The organism is Streptomyces sp. NPDC059897 (assembly GCF_042730865.1).
GTDB lineage: Bacteria > Actinomycetota > Actinomycetes > Streptomycetales > Streptomycetaceae > Streptomyces.
The window spans coordinates 96,987-111,425 of sequence record NZ_JBHWKQ010000014.1; the positions used below are offsets into that span (position 1 = coordinate 96,987).

15 protein-coding genes are annotated in these 14,439 nt (G+C 71.4%); 6 read left to right on the top strand and 9 right to left on the bottom strand.

Annotation, left to right across the window (positions count from 1 at the left end; translation table 11 throughout):
- Window positions 1–7: 7 nt before the first annotated feature.
- Complete coding sequence (locus ACFV9W_RS17955; protein WP_385761609.1) at window positions 8–820, bottom strand: alpha/beta fold hydrolase; 813 nt, start codon at window positions 818–820, stop codon at window positions 8–10.
- Window positions 821–1,041: 221 nt separating this feature from the next.
- Between ACFV9W_RS17955 and ACFV9W_RS17960 the strand changes: the two genes are divergently transcribed.
- The 3 genes from ACFV9W_RS17960 to ACFV9W_RS17970 all read left to right on the top strand — a co-directional run bounded on the left by ACFV9W_RS17960 (window position 1,042) and on the right by ACFV9W_RS17970 (window position 3,890).
- Window positions 1,042–1,902 carry a Cof-type HAD-IIB family hydrolase gene (locus tag ACFV9W_RS17960; RefSeq protein ID WP_385761612.1) on the top strand — a complete coding sequence of 287 codons (861 nt, stop codon included), beginning with the start codon at window positions 1,042–1,044 and terminating at the stop codon, window positions 1,900–1,902.
- Window positions 1,903–2,079: 177 nt separating this feature from the next.
- Window positions 2,080–3,417, top strand: a complete 1,338-nt coding sequence (locus tag ACFV9W_RS17965; RefSeq protein ID WP_385761615.1) for a lipase family protein — start codon at window positions 2,080–2,082, stop codon at window positions 3,415–3,417.
- 65 nt (window positions 3,418–3,482) lie between these two features.
- Window positions 3,483–3,890: a RidA family protein gene (locus ACFV9W_RS17970; RefSeq protein WP_385761617.1), complete on the top strand. Its 408-nt coding sequence runs from the start codon at window positions 3,483–3,485 to the stop codon at window positions 3,888–3,890.
- Between the two features lie 63 nt (window positions 3,891–3,953).
- Here ACFV9W_RS17970 and ACFV9W_RS17975 read toward each other — a convergent pair whose 3' ends face one another.
- The 3 genes from ACFV9W_RS17975 to ACFV9W_RS17985 all read right to left on the bottom strand — a co-directional run bounded on the left by ACFV9W_RS17975 (window position 3,954) and on the right by ACFV9W_RS17985 (window position 6,472).
- Window positions 3,954–5,447: a SulP family inorganic anion transporter gene (locus ACFV9W_RS17975; RefSeq protein WP_385761620.1), complete on the bottom strand. Its 1,494-nt coding sequence runs from the start codon at window positions 5,445–5,447 to the stop codon at window positions 3,954–3,956.
- An 8-nt stretch (window positions 5,448–5,455) separates the two neighbouring features.
- On the bottom strand, window positions 5,456–6,037 hold the full coding sequence (locus ACFV9W_RS17980; protein WP_385761623.1) for a carbonic anhydrase: 582 nt from the start codon (window positions 6,035–6,037) through the stop codon (window positions 5,456–5,458).
- A 72-nt stretch (window positions 6,038–6,109) separates the two neighbouring features.
- Complete coding sequence (locus ACFV9W_RS17985) at window positions 6,110–6,472, bottom strand: hypothetical protein (RefSeq protein WP_385761625.1); 363 nt, start codon at window positions 6,470–6,472, stop codon at window positions 6,110–6,112.
- A gap of 173 nt (window positions 6,473–6,645) precedes the next feature.
- On the opposite strand from ACFV9W_RS17985, the gene ACFV9W_RS17990 reads away from it, so the two are divergent.
- Complete coding sequence (locus ACFV9W_RS17990; protein WP_385761628.1) at window positions 6,646–7,380, top strand: nitroreductase family protein; 735 nt, start codon at window positions 6,646–6,648, stop codon at window positions 7,378–7,380.
- Window positions 7,381–7,390: 10 nt separating this feature from the next.
- Here the strand turns inward: ACFV9W_RS17990 and ACFV9W_RS17995 are convergent, their stop codons facing one another.
- The 5 genes from ACFV9W_RS17995 to ACFV9W_RS18015 all read right to left on the bottom strand — a co-directional run bounded on the left by ACFV9W_RS17995 (window position 7,391) and on the right by ACFV9W_RS18015 (window position 12,441).
- On the bottom strand, window positions 7,391–9,031 hold the full coding sequence (locus tag ACFV9W_RS17995) for an ABC-F family ATP-binding cassette domain-containing protein (protein ID WP_385761630.1): 1,641 nt from the start codon (window positions 9,029–9,031) through the stop codon (window positions 7,391–7,393).
- 83 nt (window positions 9,032–9,114) lie between these two features.
- Window positions 9,115–10,749, bottom strand: a complete 1,635-nt coding sequence (gene abc-f / locus ACFV9W_RS18000; protein ID WP_385761632.1) for a ribosomal protection-like ABC-F family protein — start codon at window positions 10,747–10,749, stop codon at window positions 9,115–9,117.
- Window positions 10,750–10,963: 214 nt separating this feature from the next.
- Window positions 10,964–11,452 (bottom strand): HPP family protein, encoded by a 489-nt coding sequence (locus ACFV9W_RS18005; RefSeq protein WP_385761635.1) that lies wholly within the window; start codon window positions 11,450–11,452, stop codon window positions 10,964–10,966.
- Between the two features lie 135 nt (window positions 11,453–11,587).
- On the bottom strand, window positions 11,588–11,752 hold the full coding sequence (locus ACFV9W_RS18010; protein ID WP_385761637.1) for a hypothetical protein: 165 nt from the start codon (window positions 11,750–11,752) through the stop codon (window positions 11,588–11,590).
- 131 nt (window positions 11,753–11,883) lie between these two features.
- Window positions 11,884–12,441 (bottom strand): Dps family protein, encoded by a 558-nt coding sequence (locus ACFV9W_RS18015; protein ID WP_385761639.1) that lies wholly within the window; start codon window positions 12,439–12,441, stop codon window positions 11,884–11,886.
- A gap of 143 nt (window positions 12,442–12,584) precedes the next feature.
- Between ACFV9W_RS18015 and ACFV9W_RS18020 the strand changes: the two genes are divergently transcribed.
- Together ACFV9W_RS18020 and ACFV9W_RS18025 are read left to right on the top strand one after the other, a co-directional pair.
- A complete protein-coding gene (locus ACFV9W_RS18020; protein WP_385761642.1) occupies window positions 12,585–13,457 on the top strand; it encodes an ABC transporter ATP-binding protein in 873 nt (290 codons plus the stop codon).
- Window positions 13,454–14,437, top strand: coding sequence for an ABC transporter substrate-binding protein (locus ACFV9W_RS18025; protein WP_385761645.1), 984 nt, complete (start codon window positions 13,454–13,456; stop codon window positions 14,435–14,437). The genes ACFV9W_RS18020 and ACFV9W_RS18025 overlap by 4 nt, the downstream gene beginning before the upstream one ends.
- Window positions 14,438–14,439: the final 2 nt, after the last annotated feature.

Here is a 14,439-nt window from a genome sequence, read left to right on the forward strand (position 1 = left end):
TCGCGTCCTACCCGGTCGGGCAGCGGTCGCGGAGGAAGTCCAGGAGCACGGCGTTGAACAGCTCGGGCTGCTCCACGCCCGGCAGGTGCCCGGCCCCGTCGATCACCCTCAGCACCGAGTCCGGCATCAGCTTCACGATCTCCTCGGAGTCCGCGACCGGCGTGTACGCGTCGTCCGCGCCGACCACGACGAGTGCGGGGGCCTTGGCCGCCGCGAGGCTGTCGCGGTAGTCGGGGCGTTCGGCCCGCCCGCGCAGCGCCGCCGCGGCCCCGCGCGGGTCGGTGACCTGCATCATGCCAAGGACGTGGGCGGCGACCTCGGGCAGCGCGGCGACGTTGTAGCGCGCGAGCATCTTGTCGATGACCTCGTCCGCGTACCCGCTCATGCCCTCGGCGAGCAGCCGCACCGCGAGCCGGTTGCGGTGCACCTTGCCCTCCGGCGTCTCGGGCGGCGCCGAGGTGTCGGACAGGACGAGGGCGCGGGTGCGGTCCGGGTGCCGCAGGTGGAACTCCATGGCGATCTGGCCGCCCATCGACACCCCGCCGACGACGGCGGTGCCGAGGCCCAGCTCGTCCAGGAGCGCGGCGACATCGTCCGCGAAGCGCGCGAGCAGCACCACCCCCGGAGTGACATCGCTCTCCCCGTACCCGCGCAGATCGGGCGTGAGCACCCGGTACCCGGCCGCCGCGAGCGCCTCGGCCTGCGGGGCCCACAGGGTCCGGTTGAACGGATGCCCGTGGATCAGCACGATCGCCACCCCGTCCGCGGGGCCGTAATCGTCGTACCGCAAAACGGTGCCATCCAGCGTGAATCGGGGCATTGCCTGCTCCTGGTCGGGTTGGTCCCGCGCGGGGTGTGCCGGAACCGTACGGCGCGGGCGTGGGCATGATCAAGAGCGGGAACCGGCCGGAGCGGGGGCGACGGGGGAGTCCCGGAGGGCGCGAAACCCCTGGGTAAGGCCCCTCCATACACTGGTGGCATTACGCCGCAGGGCCGTGCCACGGCGCCCGGCACACCCGCACCACCGAACCAGGATCCACCGTGAACGTCCAGCACCACCGGCCTACGGCCACCGCCACCCCGCCCGACATCCGCCTGGTCGTCACCGACATGGACGGCACGCTCCTGGACGGCGACGGAAACGTACCGGACTCCCTCTGGCCGCTCCTGACCGAACTGCGCGACCGCGGCATCGCCTTCTGCCCCGCCAGCGGCCGGCAGTACGCCACCCTCGCCGGCCAGTTCGGCGCCGTGGACGACGGCGGCATGGTCTACGTCGCGGAGAACGGCGCGTACGTCGTGCGCGGCGGCGCCGAACTCAGCTCGGACCCGCTGGAGCCGGCCGTCGTCGAGTGGATCGTGAAGTCGATGCGGCAGCTCGTCGACGAGGGCGGGGTCGACGCCGGCGTCGTCGTCTGCGGTAAGCGGTCCGCCTACGTGGAGCGCTCCGACGAGGCCTTCATGAAGCAGGTCCGCACGTACTACGCAGCCCACGAGATCGTCGAGGACGCCGCCGCCGTCGAGGACGAATTCGTCAAGGTCGCGCTCTTCGACTTCGGCAGCGCGCAGGAGACCACCGCCCCGCTCCTCGCCCCGCTCGCGGACACCCACCAGGTCGTCGTCTCCAGCCACCACTGGATCGACGTCATGAACCCGGCGGCGAACAAGGGTGCCGCCGTCCGCAGGCTCCAGGACGCCCTCGGCATCACGCCCGCGCAGACCATGGTCTTTGGCGACTACCGCAACGACCTGGAGATGCTGGACACCGCCGATTGGTCCTACGCCATGGCCAACGCCCACCCCGACGTCCTCGCCCGCGCCCGCCTGCGTGCCCCGGCCAACACCGAGAACGGCGTCGTGCGCACGGTCCGTGACGTGCTCGGACTTGCGGTGCAGGCTTAAATTACTGAACCGTAACCTTCCTGGTGCTACCCGCGGTAACTCCGGTGTGGATAACGTCCGCCAAGGCGCGTGGTGGCGGTGGGACGACCGCCTCGAGCGCGTCGTCGGCCTGCCCGAATTTCCGGCCGACAGCCGCCAGGCGGGGGTCAACCCCCGCCCGTAGACCGGAGGTTCGCCATGCCCGCCGCCCCCACCCGACTGCTGGCCGCCGCCGTCACCGTCGCCGCATGTGTCGGCGCCCAGGCCGTGCCCGCAGCGGCCGCCACCGGTTCCGGCACCTCCGGTGACACGGTCTCGCGCGGTGTCACCATCCCCGCGTTCTACAACCCGCCCGCCGAACTGCCCGGCGCCAACGGCGCGTTGATCCGCAGCGAGGGGCTCCCGCTCGCCCTCAGCCTGCCCGGCCTCAACGGGCCGCTGCCCGGCAAGGCGACCCGCATCATGTACCGGACCACCGACTCCAACGGGAAGCCCGCCGCGTCCACGGGCGCGTACATCGAGCCCAGCGCCAAGTGGCGCGGCCCCGGGCCCCGGCCGCTCGTGGCGCTCGCACCCGGCACCCAGGGGCAGGGTGACCAGTGCGCCGCGTCGATGGGCCTTGAGCACCCGATCGTGTTCAACGGGCAGACACTGGTGGCCGGTTACGAGGACCTGGCGATCTACCGGCTCCTCGCCAAGGGCGTCGCCGTCGTCGTCACCGACTACATCGGCCTGGGCACCACCGACCGGCTGCACACCTACGTCAACCGGCTCGACGAGGCCCACGCGGTGCTCGACGCCGTGCGCGCGGCCCGCGCCCTCAAGGACGCCAGTGTCACCACCGCTTCGCGCGTCGGCCTCTTCGGCTACAGCCAGGGCGGCGGCGCCACCGCGGCGGCCGCCGAACTCCAGCCCACCTACGCGCCCGACGTCACACTCTCCGGCACCTACGCGGGCGCGCCGCCCGCCGACCTGACCGCGACGACCAGGGCCATCGACGGCACCGACCTCGTCGGCGCGCTCGGCTGGTCGCTCAACGGGTTCCTGCAGTCCGACCCGGAGCTTCGGGCGATCGCCGACAAGTACCTGAGCGACAAGGGCCGGGCCGCCCTGAAGGACCTCTCCACGGCCTGCGTCGGCGACGCCATCCTCGGCTACTCGTCCAAGAAGAGCTCGACCTGGACGAAGGACGGCAAGAGCCTCGAGGACATCATCAAGGCCGAACCGCGCCTCCAGGAGTTCCTCGCCCAGCAGCGCATCGGCGCCATCCAGCCGCAGAGCCCGGTCCGCGTCGCCACGGGCGTGAGCGACAACCTCGTCCCGCACGCCCAGGCACGCCAGTTGGCCGTCGACTGGTGCGGCCGCGGCGCCCAGGTCACGTACAAGCCGGTGCGGATCCCCGACGTCGGCCGCGCGCTGATCAACCACTTCGCCCCGCTGCTCACCGACCAGGGGCCCGCGATCAACTGGCTCACCGACCGCCTGTCGGGCGAACCGGCCGGCTCCACGTGTGCCGAGCTCCCGTCGCGGAAATGACCGCGCGGGCGGGTGCGGGGCCGTGGCACGATGACCGCCCGCCGCACCCGTCCGAAGGGAACCCCGTGCCCCGCGCCGTCACCCTGATCCGTTCCGACGCACTCTCCGATGTCGCCGAGTACGCCTACGCGGCCACCGCGCCGGCCGAGGCGCGGCTCGTCTTCCTCGCCGGTTCCTGCCCGTTGGCGAAGGACGGGTCGACCGTCCCGGTGGGTGACTACGCAGGTCAGGCGGCGCAGTGCGTCGCGAACCTGCGCGTCGCCCTCGATGCCGCCGGCGCGGTCCTCGAGGACGTCATCAGCACCCGCGTCCTCGTCGCGTCGACGCGGCAGGAGGACCTGGTCACAGCGTGGCAGGTGGTACGCGACGCCTTCGGCGACCATGACGTACCGAGCACCTTGATGGGTGTCACCGTGCTCGGCTACGCGGACCAGCTCGTCGAGGTCGAGGCGGTCGCCGCGGTGATCGACTGAGACATGCGAAGGCCCCGACTCCCGTGCCGGACACGGGAGTCGGGGCCGATGCGCTCGAACCGATCAGGCCGGTGTCACCTTCACCGGCTCCGTCTCCGCCGAACTGTGCCGTTCCGCCCAGTTCTCCAGGGCCGTGCGGCACGCATGGTCCAGGTGGTGGACTCCGGACAGGTTCAGCTCCACGGGGCGGTTCTGCGGCAGTGCCTCCAGGCTGTCGAGGATCTTCGGCAGCTTCAGGAACGTGGCATTGCCCGTCAGGTGGGCCTGGATCGGGCCCGCGCCCTTGTCTATGACCTCCAGCTTCACGTGCGAGGCGTCCCAGGCGGTCTTGATGACCGACAGGGCGAGCCCGATGAGCACACCCTCGAACATGCTGACCGCCACGATCGACACCGCGGTGACGACCAGGATCAGCGCCTCACCGCGATGCTCGCGCCACAGCCGCACCAGCGCCCGTACGGGAACCAGCTTCGCCCCGGCGTGCACGAGCACACCCGCGAGCGCCGGGATCGGGATGTACGCGAGCAGTGCGGGCAGCAGCGCCGCGAACAGCAGCAGCCACACGCCGTGCATGACACGCGAGGCCTTGGTCTTGGCGCCCGCCTGCACATTGGCCGAACTGCGCACGATCACCGCGGTCATCGGCAGCGCGCCGAGCACACCGCACACCGCGTTGCCCGCACCCTGCGCGAGCAGTTCCTTGTCGTACTGGGTGCGCGGACCGTCGTGCATCCGGTCCACGGCCGCCGCGCTGAACAGCGACTCGGCGGACGCGATGAGCGTGAACGCCACGATCGTGCCGAGCACACCGACGGCGGCGAGCTCACCGAACGCGTCGAGGGGCGGCGGCTGGATCGAACCGAGCAGGCCGTTGACCTCGACCATGGCGACGGGCGCGTCGAACACGAACGCCGCCAGCATCGCGAGACCCACCGCGGCGAGCGGACCCGGCACGACGCGGGCCTTTCGCGGCATGTACTTCCAGAACACCAGGACCGCGACGGTCCCGGCGCCCAGGGCGAGCGAGGCCAGCGCACGGGTGCTGCCGAGGGCGTCGAAGAACGCCTCCGGAAGACCCGCGATCTTGCCGAGCCCCGACTCCGGAGCCTTGGCGTCGAGCACCGAGTACATCTGACCGGCGATCAGGACCAGGCCGATGCCCGCGAGCATGCCCTCGACGACCGACACCGAGATGGCCCGGAAGTATCGGCCCACCTTCAGTACGCCCATGAGGATCTGCAGCAGGCCGGTGGCCAGCACGATGACGCCGAGTATGGGAAGGCCGAACTCGCGTACCGCTTCGTACACGAGCACGGTGAGACCGGCGGCAGGACCGGACACCTGGAGACTGCTGCCGCGCATCAGTCCGGTGACGATTCCGCCGACGATGCCGGTGATCAGGCCGAGTTCGGCGGGCACACCGGAGGCGACGGCGACACCGACGCACAACGGCAGTGCCACCAGGAACACGACGAGCGAGGCGGTGAAGTCCGCCTTGAGGTGGGGGAACTTGGACGTGGGTCCGGGTGTGGGGGTGTGGGGGGTGGTGTCTGTCATGGCGGCGCTCACAGAGTCTCGAACGCGTCGGTGTCGACGCGGTGTTCGCGGACGCCGCCGGTGTGCACCTCGTAGTACCAGCCGCGCAGGGTGAGGCTGCCCTCGGCGAGCCGGCGCTCCACGCACGGATAGGAGCGCAGCCGCAGCAGCTGGGCGAGGACGTGCTGTTGAACGGCCGCGGAGACCGTGACATCGGCCGGGTCGCACGCTCCCGGCTCGTCCGCGGCGTGCGCGAGCCAGTCGCGGACGGCGGGCACGGCCGCGAGGTCGTCGCCGCGCACCAGCGCGCCGATCGCCCCGCAGTGCGAGTGCCCGCACACGACGATGTCCTGGACGCCGAGGACTTCCACGGCGTACTCGATGGTGGCGGTCTCCCCGCTGGGGCTGCCGCTGGTGTACGGGGGCACGATGTTGCCCGCGGTGCGGAGCTCGAACAGCTCACCGGGGCGCGCGCCCGTGATCAGGGCCGGCACGACGCGAGAGTCGGAGCAGGTGATGAAGAGAACCTGCGGGGACTGGCCGTCGGCGTGACTGGCGAACTCCTCAGGGCGCGAGCCGAAGGTACGGGCGTTGTCGATGAGGGGCTGCATGTGTGGTGATTCCTCCTGGCGCGCCTGCATGGCGCGTCGGACGGGCAGGACAGGTCGGAACAGCTGGTCCTGTCAGCAGCGGAACACCTGGAGCGAAGCCGCTGACAGTTCGTCGATGGATCTGTCCGGGCGGGTGTACGAGGCGCGAGAGGAGGTGTGTGCGTGCGCGCAGGGCGCTTCGGGCGCCGGTGACTGGGCGCACAGGTACGGGAGTTGGCCCGTGCGTGCTGCCGTCCGGTGCCGGTCGCGGCCGCGGATCACCTCGGCCGGTCCCTGGGGCGCCGACACCTCGCCGGTGCACGCCCGCACCTCGGCCGGGGTCACGACCGGGGTGTGTGCGGGCGCGAACGCCTGTGCGGACGCGGGCAGGGGAAGCGCGAGCAGTACGGCGACCAGAAGGGCCACCACTGAGCGCTTCTTCCCACCTCGGGACATGTTCCCCCCTCACGCCTCTCTCGCCAAGAACTCGTCAACGTACGGTCAACTGAAGGTCAAGAGATAGGTTAACTGTGCAAAGGTGACTGCGAGGTTAACTAGGTGTTTCGGCTCGCAGGATGCGTGAAATCCGAGGGTGTTTTGGCCGGATCGACACCCCTAGACTCATGATCATGACTGACCTGAGCACACCCACCGACGCGCCCGCGGACACGGACGCGCCCGCCCTGTTCGACACCATGTCCACGATGCGCGCCATGCGCCGGCTGCGCCCGGAACCCGTGCCCGAGGAACTGCTCGACCGGCTCATACAGGCGGCCGTCTGGGGCCCCAGCGGCGGCAACATGCAGCGCTACGAGTACGTCATCGTCACCGACCCGGCGGTCATGGCCGAGCTGGCCCCGCTGTGGAAGCGTTGCGTGGACGCCTACTTGGCGACCACCGGCAAACACGCGCCCGAGGGCATGGACGAGGCGGCGTACGCGCGGATGGTCGCCGCCATCGAGTACCAGCGCGACCACTTCGCCGAGACTCCCGCGCTCGTCATCCCCTGCTACCAGTTCCCGCCGCCCCGCGTCGACGAGGAAGGGCTGCTTGCCTCCGTCACCGCGCTCGGCCCCGAGGCGGCCGCCACGATGGCGAGCACGCAGGATCGCTTCGCCGCGCTCGCGGAGGGCTCCTGCGTCTACCCCGGCGTGCAGAACCTGCTGCTCGCCGCGCGCGGCCTCGGCCTCGCCGCCAACATCACCATCTGGCACCTGATGCTGGAGGACGAGTGGAAGGCCGCGCTCGGCATCCCCGACGACATGCGGACGTTCGCCGCCATCCCGATCGGGTGGCCGCTCGGCCGGTTCGGCCCGGTGCGCCGCAGGTCCGTCGCGGACGTGGTGCACCGCGACCGCTGGTAGGCCCGCACGGTCACCCGTCGGCCGCGCCCGGTGCAAGGCGGATCTCGCGGCCCTTCCAGCGCATCCGCAGCCAGCGGTCGTGGCAGGCGACGACGACGGCGCCGGGGCCCGCGCCCAGCGCGTCCTCCAACTCGTCGCACAGCGTGGGCGACAGATGGTTCGTCGGCTCGTCGAGCAGCAGCAGCTCGGGCGGGTTCGCCACGAGCAGCGCGAGCGCGAGCCGGCGCCGCTGACCGACCGAGAGCCGGCCCACGGGCTTGGCGAGATCGGCCGGGGCCAGCAGACCGAGGTCCGCCAACGGCACCGCCTCGGCCCGCGCGGACCCGAGTTCCCGTGTGTACGTGTCCCGGGCCGTCAGCCCGGGGCGCGTGAACACGGAGTCCTGGGCGAGCATCCCCACGGACAGGCCGGTACGCCGCCGTGTCTCGCCCCGCGCGGGCAGCAGACCGGCCAGGACCGCCAACAGGGTCGATTTCCCACTGCCGTTGGCGCCGGTGACCAGGAGCCGGTCCTCGGGTGTCACGTCGAGCCGGTCCAGTGTCAGCCGCCCGGGGACTCGTACCGCCCGCAGGGACACGAGGGGCTCGTCGTCGATGTCGTCACCGGACATGGCGGCGAGCCGGTCGGGCCGGAAACGCAGCGGCGGCGGGGGCGCGGCGACCTGGTTGCGTTCCAGCTCCTCCAGGCGCCGGGTGGCGTTGCGGACCCGGCGGGAGATCTGGCTCTGGACCCGGTTGGCGCGGACGCCGTAGCCCATCTTCTCGTTGTCGCGCGGGCCGCGGTCCGGGGCGACACGCCGCGCCGAGACACCCGCCGCGTGCCGCAGCGCCACCAACTCCTCCTGTTCCTCGGCGAACCGGCGCTCCCACCGCTCCCGCTCGGCCCGCTTCTGAGCGAGGTAGGCGCTGTAGGCGCCGCCGAACCGCACGGGGCCGTCCACCGCCGGGTCGAGGTCGACGAGGTCCGTGCAGACGGCGTCGAGGAACGCCCGGTCGTGGCTGGCGAGCACCACCACGCCGGGCAGTGCCCGCACCTGTTCCTCCACGAACAGCGCCGCGTCGTCGTCGAGATGGTTCGTCGGCTCGTCGAGAAGCAGCGCGGCGGGACGGCGCACGAGCAGCGCCGCCAGGGCGAGCCGCCCGCGCTGGCCGCCGGAGAGCGAGCCGAGGGTGCGGGTGTGCGCGAGCGCGCCGAGGCCGAGACCGGCCAGGGTGATCTCGGCTCGCCGGTCCGCGTCCCACGCCTCGTGCTCCTGGGCGCTCTCAAGCAACTGGCCGTAGGCGTCGAGGAGTTCGGGGTAGGTGTCGGAGTCCTCCGGTGTATCGGCGAGCCGCGCGCCGAGCCGGTCGAGCTCGGCGAGTTCGGCGCGGGTCTCGCGCAGCGCGTCGTCCAGCACCTCCGCGATCGTGGCCGTGCTGTCGTAGGGCGCCTCCTGCTGGAGGAAGCCGAGGTCGGGCGGGCGTACGACGCTGCCCGAGTCGGGGGTGTCGACCCCGGCGAGCAGGCGCAGCAGGGTCGACTTGCCGACCCCGTTCTCGCCGATCAGGCCGATCCGGCGGCCGGGCGCCGCGGTGAGCGACACACCGTCGAGGACGCGGCGGGTGTCGAGGGTGCGGGTCAGGTCGCGGGCGATGAGGGCGGGCTGGGGCATGAGGTGTGTTCCGTTCGACGTGAGGAGCGGTGAGGCCCGCCGGGCGTACGCCTCGGGGCGGGCCATGTCGTCACGCCGGCGGATCACATCTCAGGGGCCCCCACCTCGGTCAGCCGCCCGTCCGCGAGCCGCAGCCCGCGCTCCACCCCGATCCGGGCCAGGAACCGCTCGTCGTGGCTGACCACCATGAACGCGCCCTCGTACGAGGCGAGCGCGCTCTCCAGCTGGCCGACGCCGACCAGGTCGAGGTTGTTCGTCGGCTCGTCGAGGAGCAGCAGCTGCGGCGCAGGCTCGGCGCACAGCACGCACGCCAGGGTGGCCCGCAGCAGTTCCCCGCCCGAGAGGACCCCGACCGGCAGATGTGCGCGCGGGCCGCGGAACAGGAACCGGGCCAGCAGATTCATCCGCTCCGCCTCCGGGCGCCCCGGCGCGAACGCGGCGAAGTTCTCCGCGACGGTGCGCTCGGGGTCGAGCAGGTCGAGGCGCTGCGACAGATAGGCGATCCGGCCGTCGGCCCGCTTCACGCTGCCACCGCTCGGCTGGAGATCGCCGTTCACGAGCCGCAACAGGGTGGTCTTCCCCGCCCCGTTGGGACCCGTCAGCGCGATCCGCTCGGGGCCGCGCACCGCGAAGTCGACGCCCTCGGCGGCGAACAGATCCTGGTCACCCCGCCGGACCTGTGCGTGCTCGGCCAGGACGAGGGTGCGTCCCGCGGGCACCTTGGTGTCGGGCAGGTCGAGGACGAGGCGCGGATCGTCGCGCACGGCGCGCTCCGCCTCGTCGAGCCGCGCCTTCGCGTCGCCGACGCGTGCCGCGTGTGTCTGCCCGGCCCGGCCCGCGGACTCCTGGGCGCCCCGCTTCATGGTCCCGGCGAAGATCTTCGGCAGTCCGGCGCTCTTCAGGTTGCGCGCGGCGTTGCTCGCACGGCGCTCGGCGCGCTCGCGGGCCTGCTGCATCTCCCGCTTCTCGCGCTTCACCTCCTGTTCGGCGTTGCGCACGTTCTTCTCGGCGACCTCCTGCTCGGCACCCACCGCCTCCTCGTAGGCCGTGAAGTTGCCGCCGTACCAGCGCAGTTCGCCGTGGTGCAGTTCGGCGATCCGCTCCATGCGGTCCAGGAGCGCGCGGTCGTGGCTGACCAGGAGCAGGCAGCCGTTCCAGCGCTCCAGCACGTCGTAGAGGCGGTGCCGGGCGTCGAGGTCCAGATTGTTGGTGGGCTCGTCGAGGAGCAGCACGTCGGGGCGGCGCAGCAGTTGGGCGGCCAGGCCCAGGGAGACGATCTGGCCGCCGCTGAGCGTGTCGAGGCGCCGGTCGAGGTCCAGGGCGCCGAGGCCCAGGGAGTCGAGCTCGGCGCGGGTGCGTTCCTCGATGTCCCAGTCGTCGCCGATGACGGTGAAGTGCTCCTCGTCGACGTCGCCGGACTCGACGGCGTCGATGGCGCGGACGATGTCGGCGACGCCGAGCACTTCGGCCACGCTGAGCGAGCCGGCCAGCGGCAGGTTCTGGGGGAGGTGGCCGAGCACACCGTGCACGGTCACCGAGCCGCCGGTGGGTGTCAGCTCACCGGCGATCAGCTTGAGGAGTGTGCTCTTGCCCGCGCCGTTCGGGGCGACGAGCCCGGTGCGGCCGGACGGCACGGAGAAGGACAGACCGTCGAACACCGGGGTGTCGTCGGGCCAGGAGAAGGACAGGTTCGAGCAGACGACGGAAGCGTCGGACACGGAAGAGACCTCGCGTGGGAGACGGGCAGGCCGATACGGCTGCCCGGAACAGGAAGAGGGGACGACTGTGAGGCCACACCGGCGATGCATCCGCGCACCGTCCGCTGGCCTGTCAGAGCCGGGTGATCACCCGGAGATGTCGTCGTCCACCGCCATGTTCGTTCTCCTCATATACGCCAAAGGTCCAAGAACACTAACAGCTACGGCCGACGGCTCACCAGCTCAATGGATAGCGGACCGGGTGTCCGCCGATCCTGGCCGGCAGCAGCCCGATCAGGACGAGCAGCGCGGTGCCGAGGGCGAGGAGGGAGAGGAAGGGGACCGGGTGCGGGGCCTGCAGCACGACGATCACGGCCGTGGCGGCCGCGGGGGAGTGGGAGAGGTGGGTGAGCATCATCGCGCCCAGCGAGAGCCCCGCGGCGACTGCAGCGCCCCAGCCGTTGCTCCCGGTGACCGCGAGCGTCGCGAACCCGATGGCGGCGGAGATCAGCTGGCCCCCGACGAGGTTGCGCGGCTGCGAGATCGGCAGCCCGGGCGCGCCGTGCACCAGGGCGGCGCTCGCGGCGAGCGGGGGTATCAGGAGCGGCTGCCGCAGCAGCACGCCGACACCGACGAGCACGAGGAGGGCACCGATGGCGAAGACGGTGGCCCGCAGCGCGTGCAAGGGGTGAGGGCGGGGGACGGCGGACGGGGGCGTGGACATGCGATCTCCGGGCAGGGGGGGAGCGGGGACCCGGTGATCATAAACAAAATGTTGAAGCGCTGGCATTTTGCTTGCCTCTCAGGCAAAAGCGCCTCTCGGCCAGAACGCCTCGCGGGCAAAGACCCCCCGGGCCCGCTACTGCCGCCGGTTGTCCTCCGCGATCCGTGTCGCCCGCGAGCGCACATCCGCCTCGGACAGTCCCGCGTCGCACACGATCGTCATCACGCTGCCGTCGTCCAGCGACACCTGCCGCATCTCGACGCCCAACTTCCGTGTGCGCTGTGGCTCTTCGTCGGACATGAGAGCTCCTCACGGCCGACGCGGCGCTGTGCCGCGTCGGCTCAACGATTGACGAACTCCCACGGTAGGCACACCGGGTGGCGCGCCGGGCGCACCGGCGGGGCGCAGTCACACGATCGGGTCCGCGGTCCTCACCGTACGGCCTGGTGTGCCGCCTCCGTCTCGGTGTCGGCGTCGCCGGTGCGCAGGGCGCCGCCCGCCGTCTCCAGGTGGGCACGGACGAACCACTGGAACTTCTCGAGTTCGCGCAGCTGCCCGATGAGCAGGTCCTGGGTGGCCAGGTCGATCCTGCCGGTCCGTTCGACCGCCTTGCGGACGTCCTCGACGAGGCCGGTGTAGACGATGTCGAGGGCGCCGAGGTGGGCGATGGCGTCCGCCCGGCCGACGCTGTAGTCCTCCCAGGTCCGCGCGGAGACGAGCACGCCGGGCGTGCCGTGGCTGACGCCGCCGAGCGCCGCGGCCCGCTCCGCGACCTCGTCCGCCATTGTGCGGACCTTGTCGACCTGCGGGTCGATCATCTCGTGCACCGCGATGAAGTGCGGTCCCACGACGTTCCAGTGGATGTGCTTGAGCGTGAGGTGCAGATCGTTGAGGGCGTGCAGGCGCAGCTGCAGGATGTCGATGAGCTCGCCCGCCTCGGACACGGCGAGGCCGGGGATGGTGTACTTCGGGTTGCTCCGCAGAGCCATGGTGCGTGTCTCCCTTCGGACTTCGAGCGGTTCGAGCTGCCCTGTCGGACTACCCCGCAGGAGAGATCCATTCCTGATCGGCGCCGATCGGTGGGCCGGCCCCAGGGTTCCCTGATCAGTAAGGTTAGGCTAACCTTCGGCACGTGAGATCTGGTGAACGCGCAGGTAGCGCCCCTCGTCCGCGCGGTCACGAACTGTCGGCCGAGCACGTGACCGTGTCGTACGACGGCGTCGACGTCGTGCACGACGCGGCCCTCGTCCTCAAGCCCGGCGAAGTGACCGCCCTCGTCGGACCGAACGGCAGCGGCAAGTCGACATTGTTGCGAACCGTGGCCCGGTTGCAAAAGCCCCGGCACGGCACGCTCAGCATCGACGCGGGAACGTCCGACGCCGCCGACGGCTTCGACCTCACCGCCCGTCAGTTCGCCCGCCGGGTCGCGCTGCTGACCCAGAGCAGGCCCACGCCGGGCGGGCTGACCGTGCGCGACGTCGTCGAGTTCGGCCGCTACCCCTACCGCGGACGGTGGGGGCAGGCCGATCCCGACGGCACCGAGGTCGTCGGACGGGTCCTCGCGATGACCGGGGTCGAGGCGCTCGCGGAGCGGGGTGTCGACCAGCTGTCCGGCGGACAGTTGCAGCGCGTGTGGCTGGCGAGCTGTCTCGCCCAGCAGACGGGTGTGCTCCTCCTCGACGAGCCGACCACCTACCTCGACCTGCGCTACCAGATCGAACTCCTCGACCTGATGCGGGACCTGGCGGACGACGGCGGGATCGCCGTCGGCGTCGTCCTGCACGACCTCGACCAGGCCGCCGCCGTCGCCGACCGGATCGCGCTGCTCAGCGAAGGCCGCGTCATCGCCGACGGCGCCCCCGAGGAGGTCCTGCGCTCCGAGCGCCTCACCGAGACGTACGGCATCCGGGTCGACGTCGACACCGACCCCTTCACCGGACGGCTGCGCACCCGCGCGATAGGCCGTCACCACAGCAGAAGCGAAAGGCTCCAGAGCACCTCATGAGACGCCCCCTGATCGCCGCGGCGAGCGCCGCTGCCGCCGCCCTCGTGCTGTCCGCCTGCGGCAGCTCCGAGCCCACGCAGACCGACCCCAACCGCAGCGCCGACCCGATCACCCTGACCGGCGCCAACGGCTCCAAGGTCACCCTCGACGGGCCGGCCACCAAGATCGTCGGCACCGAGTGGAACGTCGTCGAGTCCCTCGTCACGCTCGGCGTCGACCCCGCCGGTGTCGCCGACGTCAAGGGCTACAAGGCCTGGGACACCGCCGCACCGCTCACCAACTCGCCCAAGGACGTCGGCACCCGGGGCGAGCCCAGCATGGACAGCATCGCGGGCCTCACCCCCGACCTGATCGTCGCCACGACCGACCTGTCGGCCTCCGCGGTCAAGCAGATGAAGAAGATCGCCCCGGTGCTCCAGGTGAAGTCGGCCGACGGCGCCGACCAGGTCGGCACGATGTTCGACACCCTCGACACCCTCGCGAAGGCCACCGGCAAGGAGGACGAGGCGAGGGCGGCCAAGAAGAGTTACGAGTCGAAGCTCGCCGAGGGCAAGAAGGCCCTGAAGGACGCGGGCGCCGACGGCACGAGGATCGCCACCGCCGACGGCTACTCCGCTTCCAACCAGGTCTCCGTACGCGCCTTCACGAGCGCCTCCCTGCTCGGTTCCGTCAACGAGGACCTCGGCCTGGAGAACGCCTGGAAGGTCAAGGGCGACAAGGACTACGGCCTCGCCACCACCGACGTCGAGGGCCTCACCGGGCTCGGCGACGACGTGCGGTTCACGTACATCGGCAACAAGAAGGCCGGCGGCTCCGACGTCTTCACCAAGGACCTCGCCGACAACTCCGTGTGGAAGTCGCTGCCCTTCGTGAAGGCGGGCGACGTGCACCGACTGCCCGACGGAACCTGGCTGTTCGGCGGCCCGAAGTCCATGGAGCAGTACATCGACGGCGTCGTCGCCGCCCTGACGAAGAAGTAGGC

Excerpts from the sequence above, each read along its gene's own strand:
- ACFV9W_RS17990 (WP_385761628.1), top strand. The coding sequence starts at position 6,646 with ATGACTGACCTGAGCACACCCACCGACGCGCCCGCGGACACGGACGCG.
- ACFV9W_RS18015 (WP_385761639.1), bottom strand. The coding sequence starts at position 12,441 with ATGGCTCTGCGGAGCAACCCGAAGTACACCATCCCCGGCCTCGCCGTG.
- ACFV9W_RS17995 (WP_385761630.1), bottom strand. The coding sequence starts at position 9,031 with ATGCCCCAGCCCGCCCTCATCGCCCGCGACCTGACCCGCACCCTCGAC.
- ACFV9W_RS17975 (WP_385761620.1), bottom strand. The coding sequence starts at position 5,447 with ATGACAGACACCACCCCCCACACCCCCACACCCGGACCCACGTCCAAG.
- ACFV9W_RS17955 (WP_385761609.1), bottom strand. The coding sequence starts at position 820 with ATGCCCCGATTCACGCTGGATGGCACCGTTTTGCGGTACGACGATTAC.
- ACFV9W_RS17965 (WP_385761615.1), top strand. The coding sequence starts at position 2,080 with ATGCCCGCCGCCCCCACCCGACTGCTGGCCGCCGCCGTCACCGTCGCC.
- ACFV9W_RS18025 (WP_385761645.1), top strand. The coding sequence starts at position 13,454 with ATGAGACGCCCCCTGATCGCCGCGGCGAGCGCCGCTGCCGCCGCCCTC.
- ACFV9W_RS17980 (WP_385761623.1), bottom strand. The coding sequence starts at position 6,037 with ATGCAGCCCCTCATCGACAACGCCCGTACCTTCGGCTCGCGCCCTGAG.
- ACFV9W_RS18010 (WP_385761637.1), bottom strand. The coding sequence starts at position 11,752 with ATGTCCGACGAAGAGCCACAGCGCACACGGAAGTTGGGCGTCGAGATG.
- ACFV9W_RS18005 (WP_385761635.1), bottom strand. The coding sequence starts at position 11,452 with ATGTCCACGCCCCCGTCCGCCGTCCCCCGCCCTCACCCCTTGCACGCG.
- ACFV9W_RS17985 (WP_385761625.1), bottom strand. The coding sequence starts at position 6,472 with ATGTCCCGAGGTGGGAAGAAGCGCTCAGTGGTGGCCCTTCTGGTCGCC.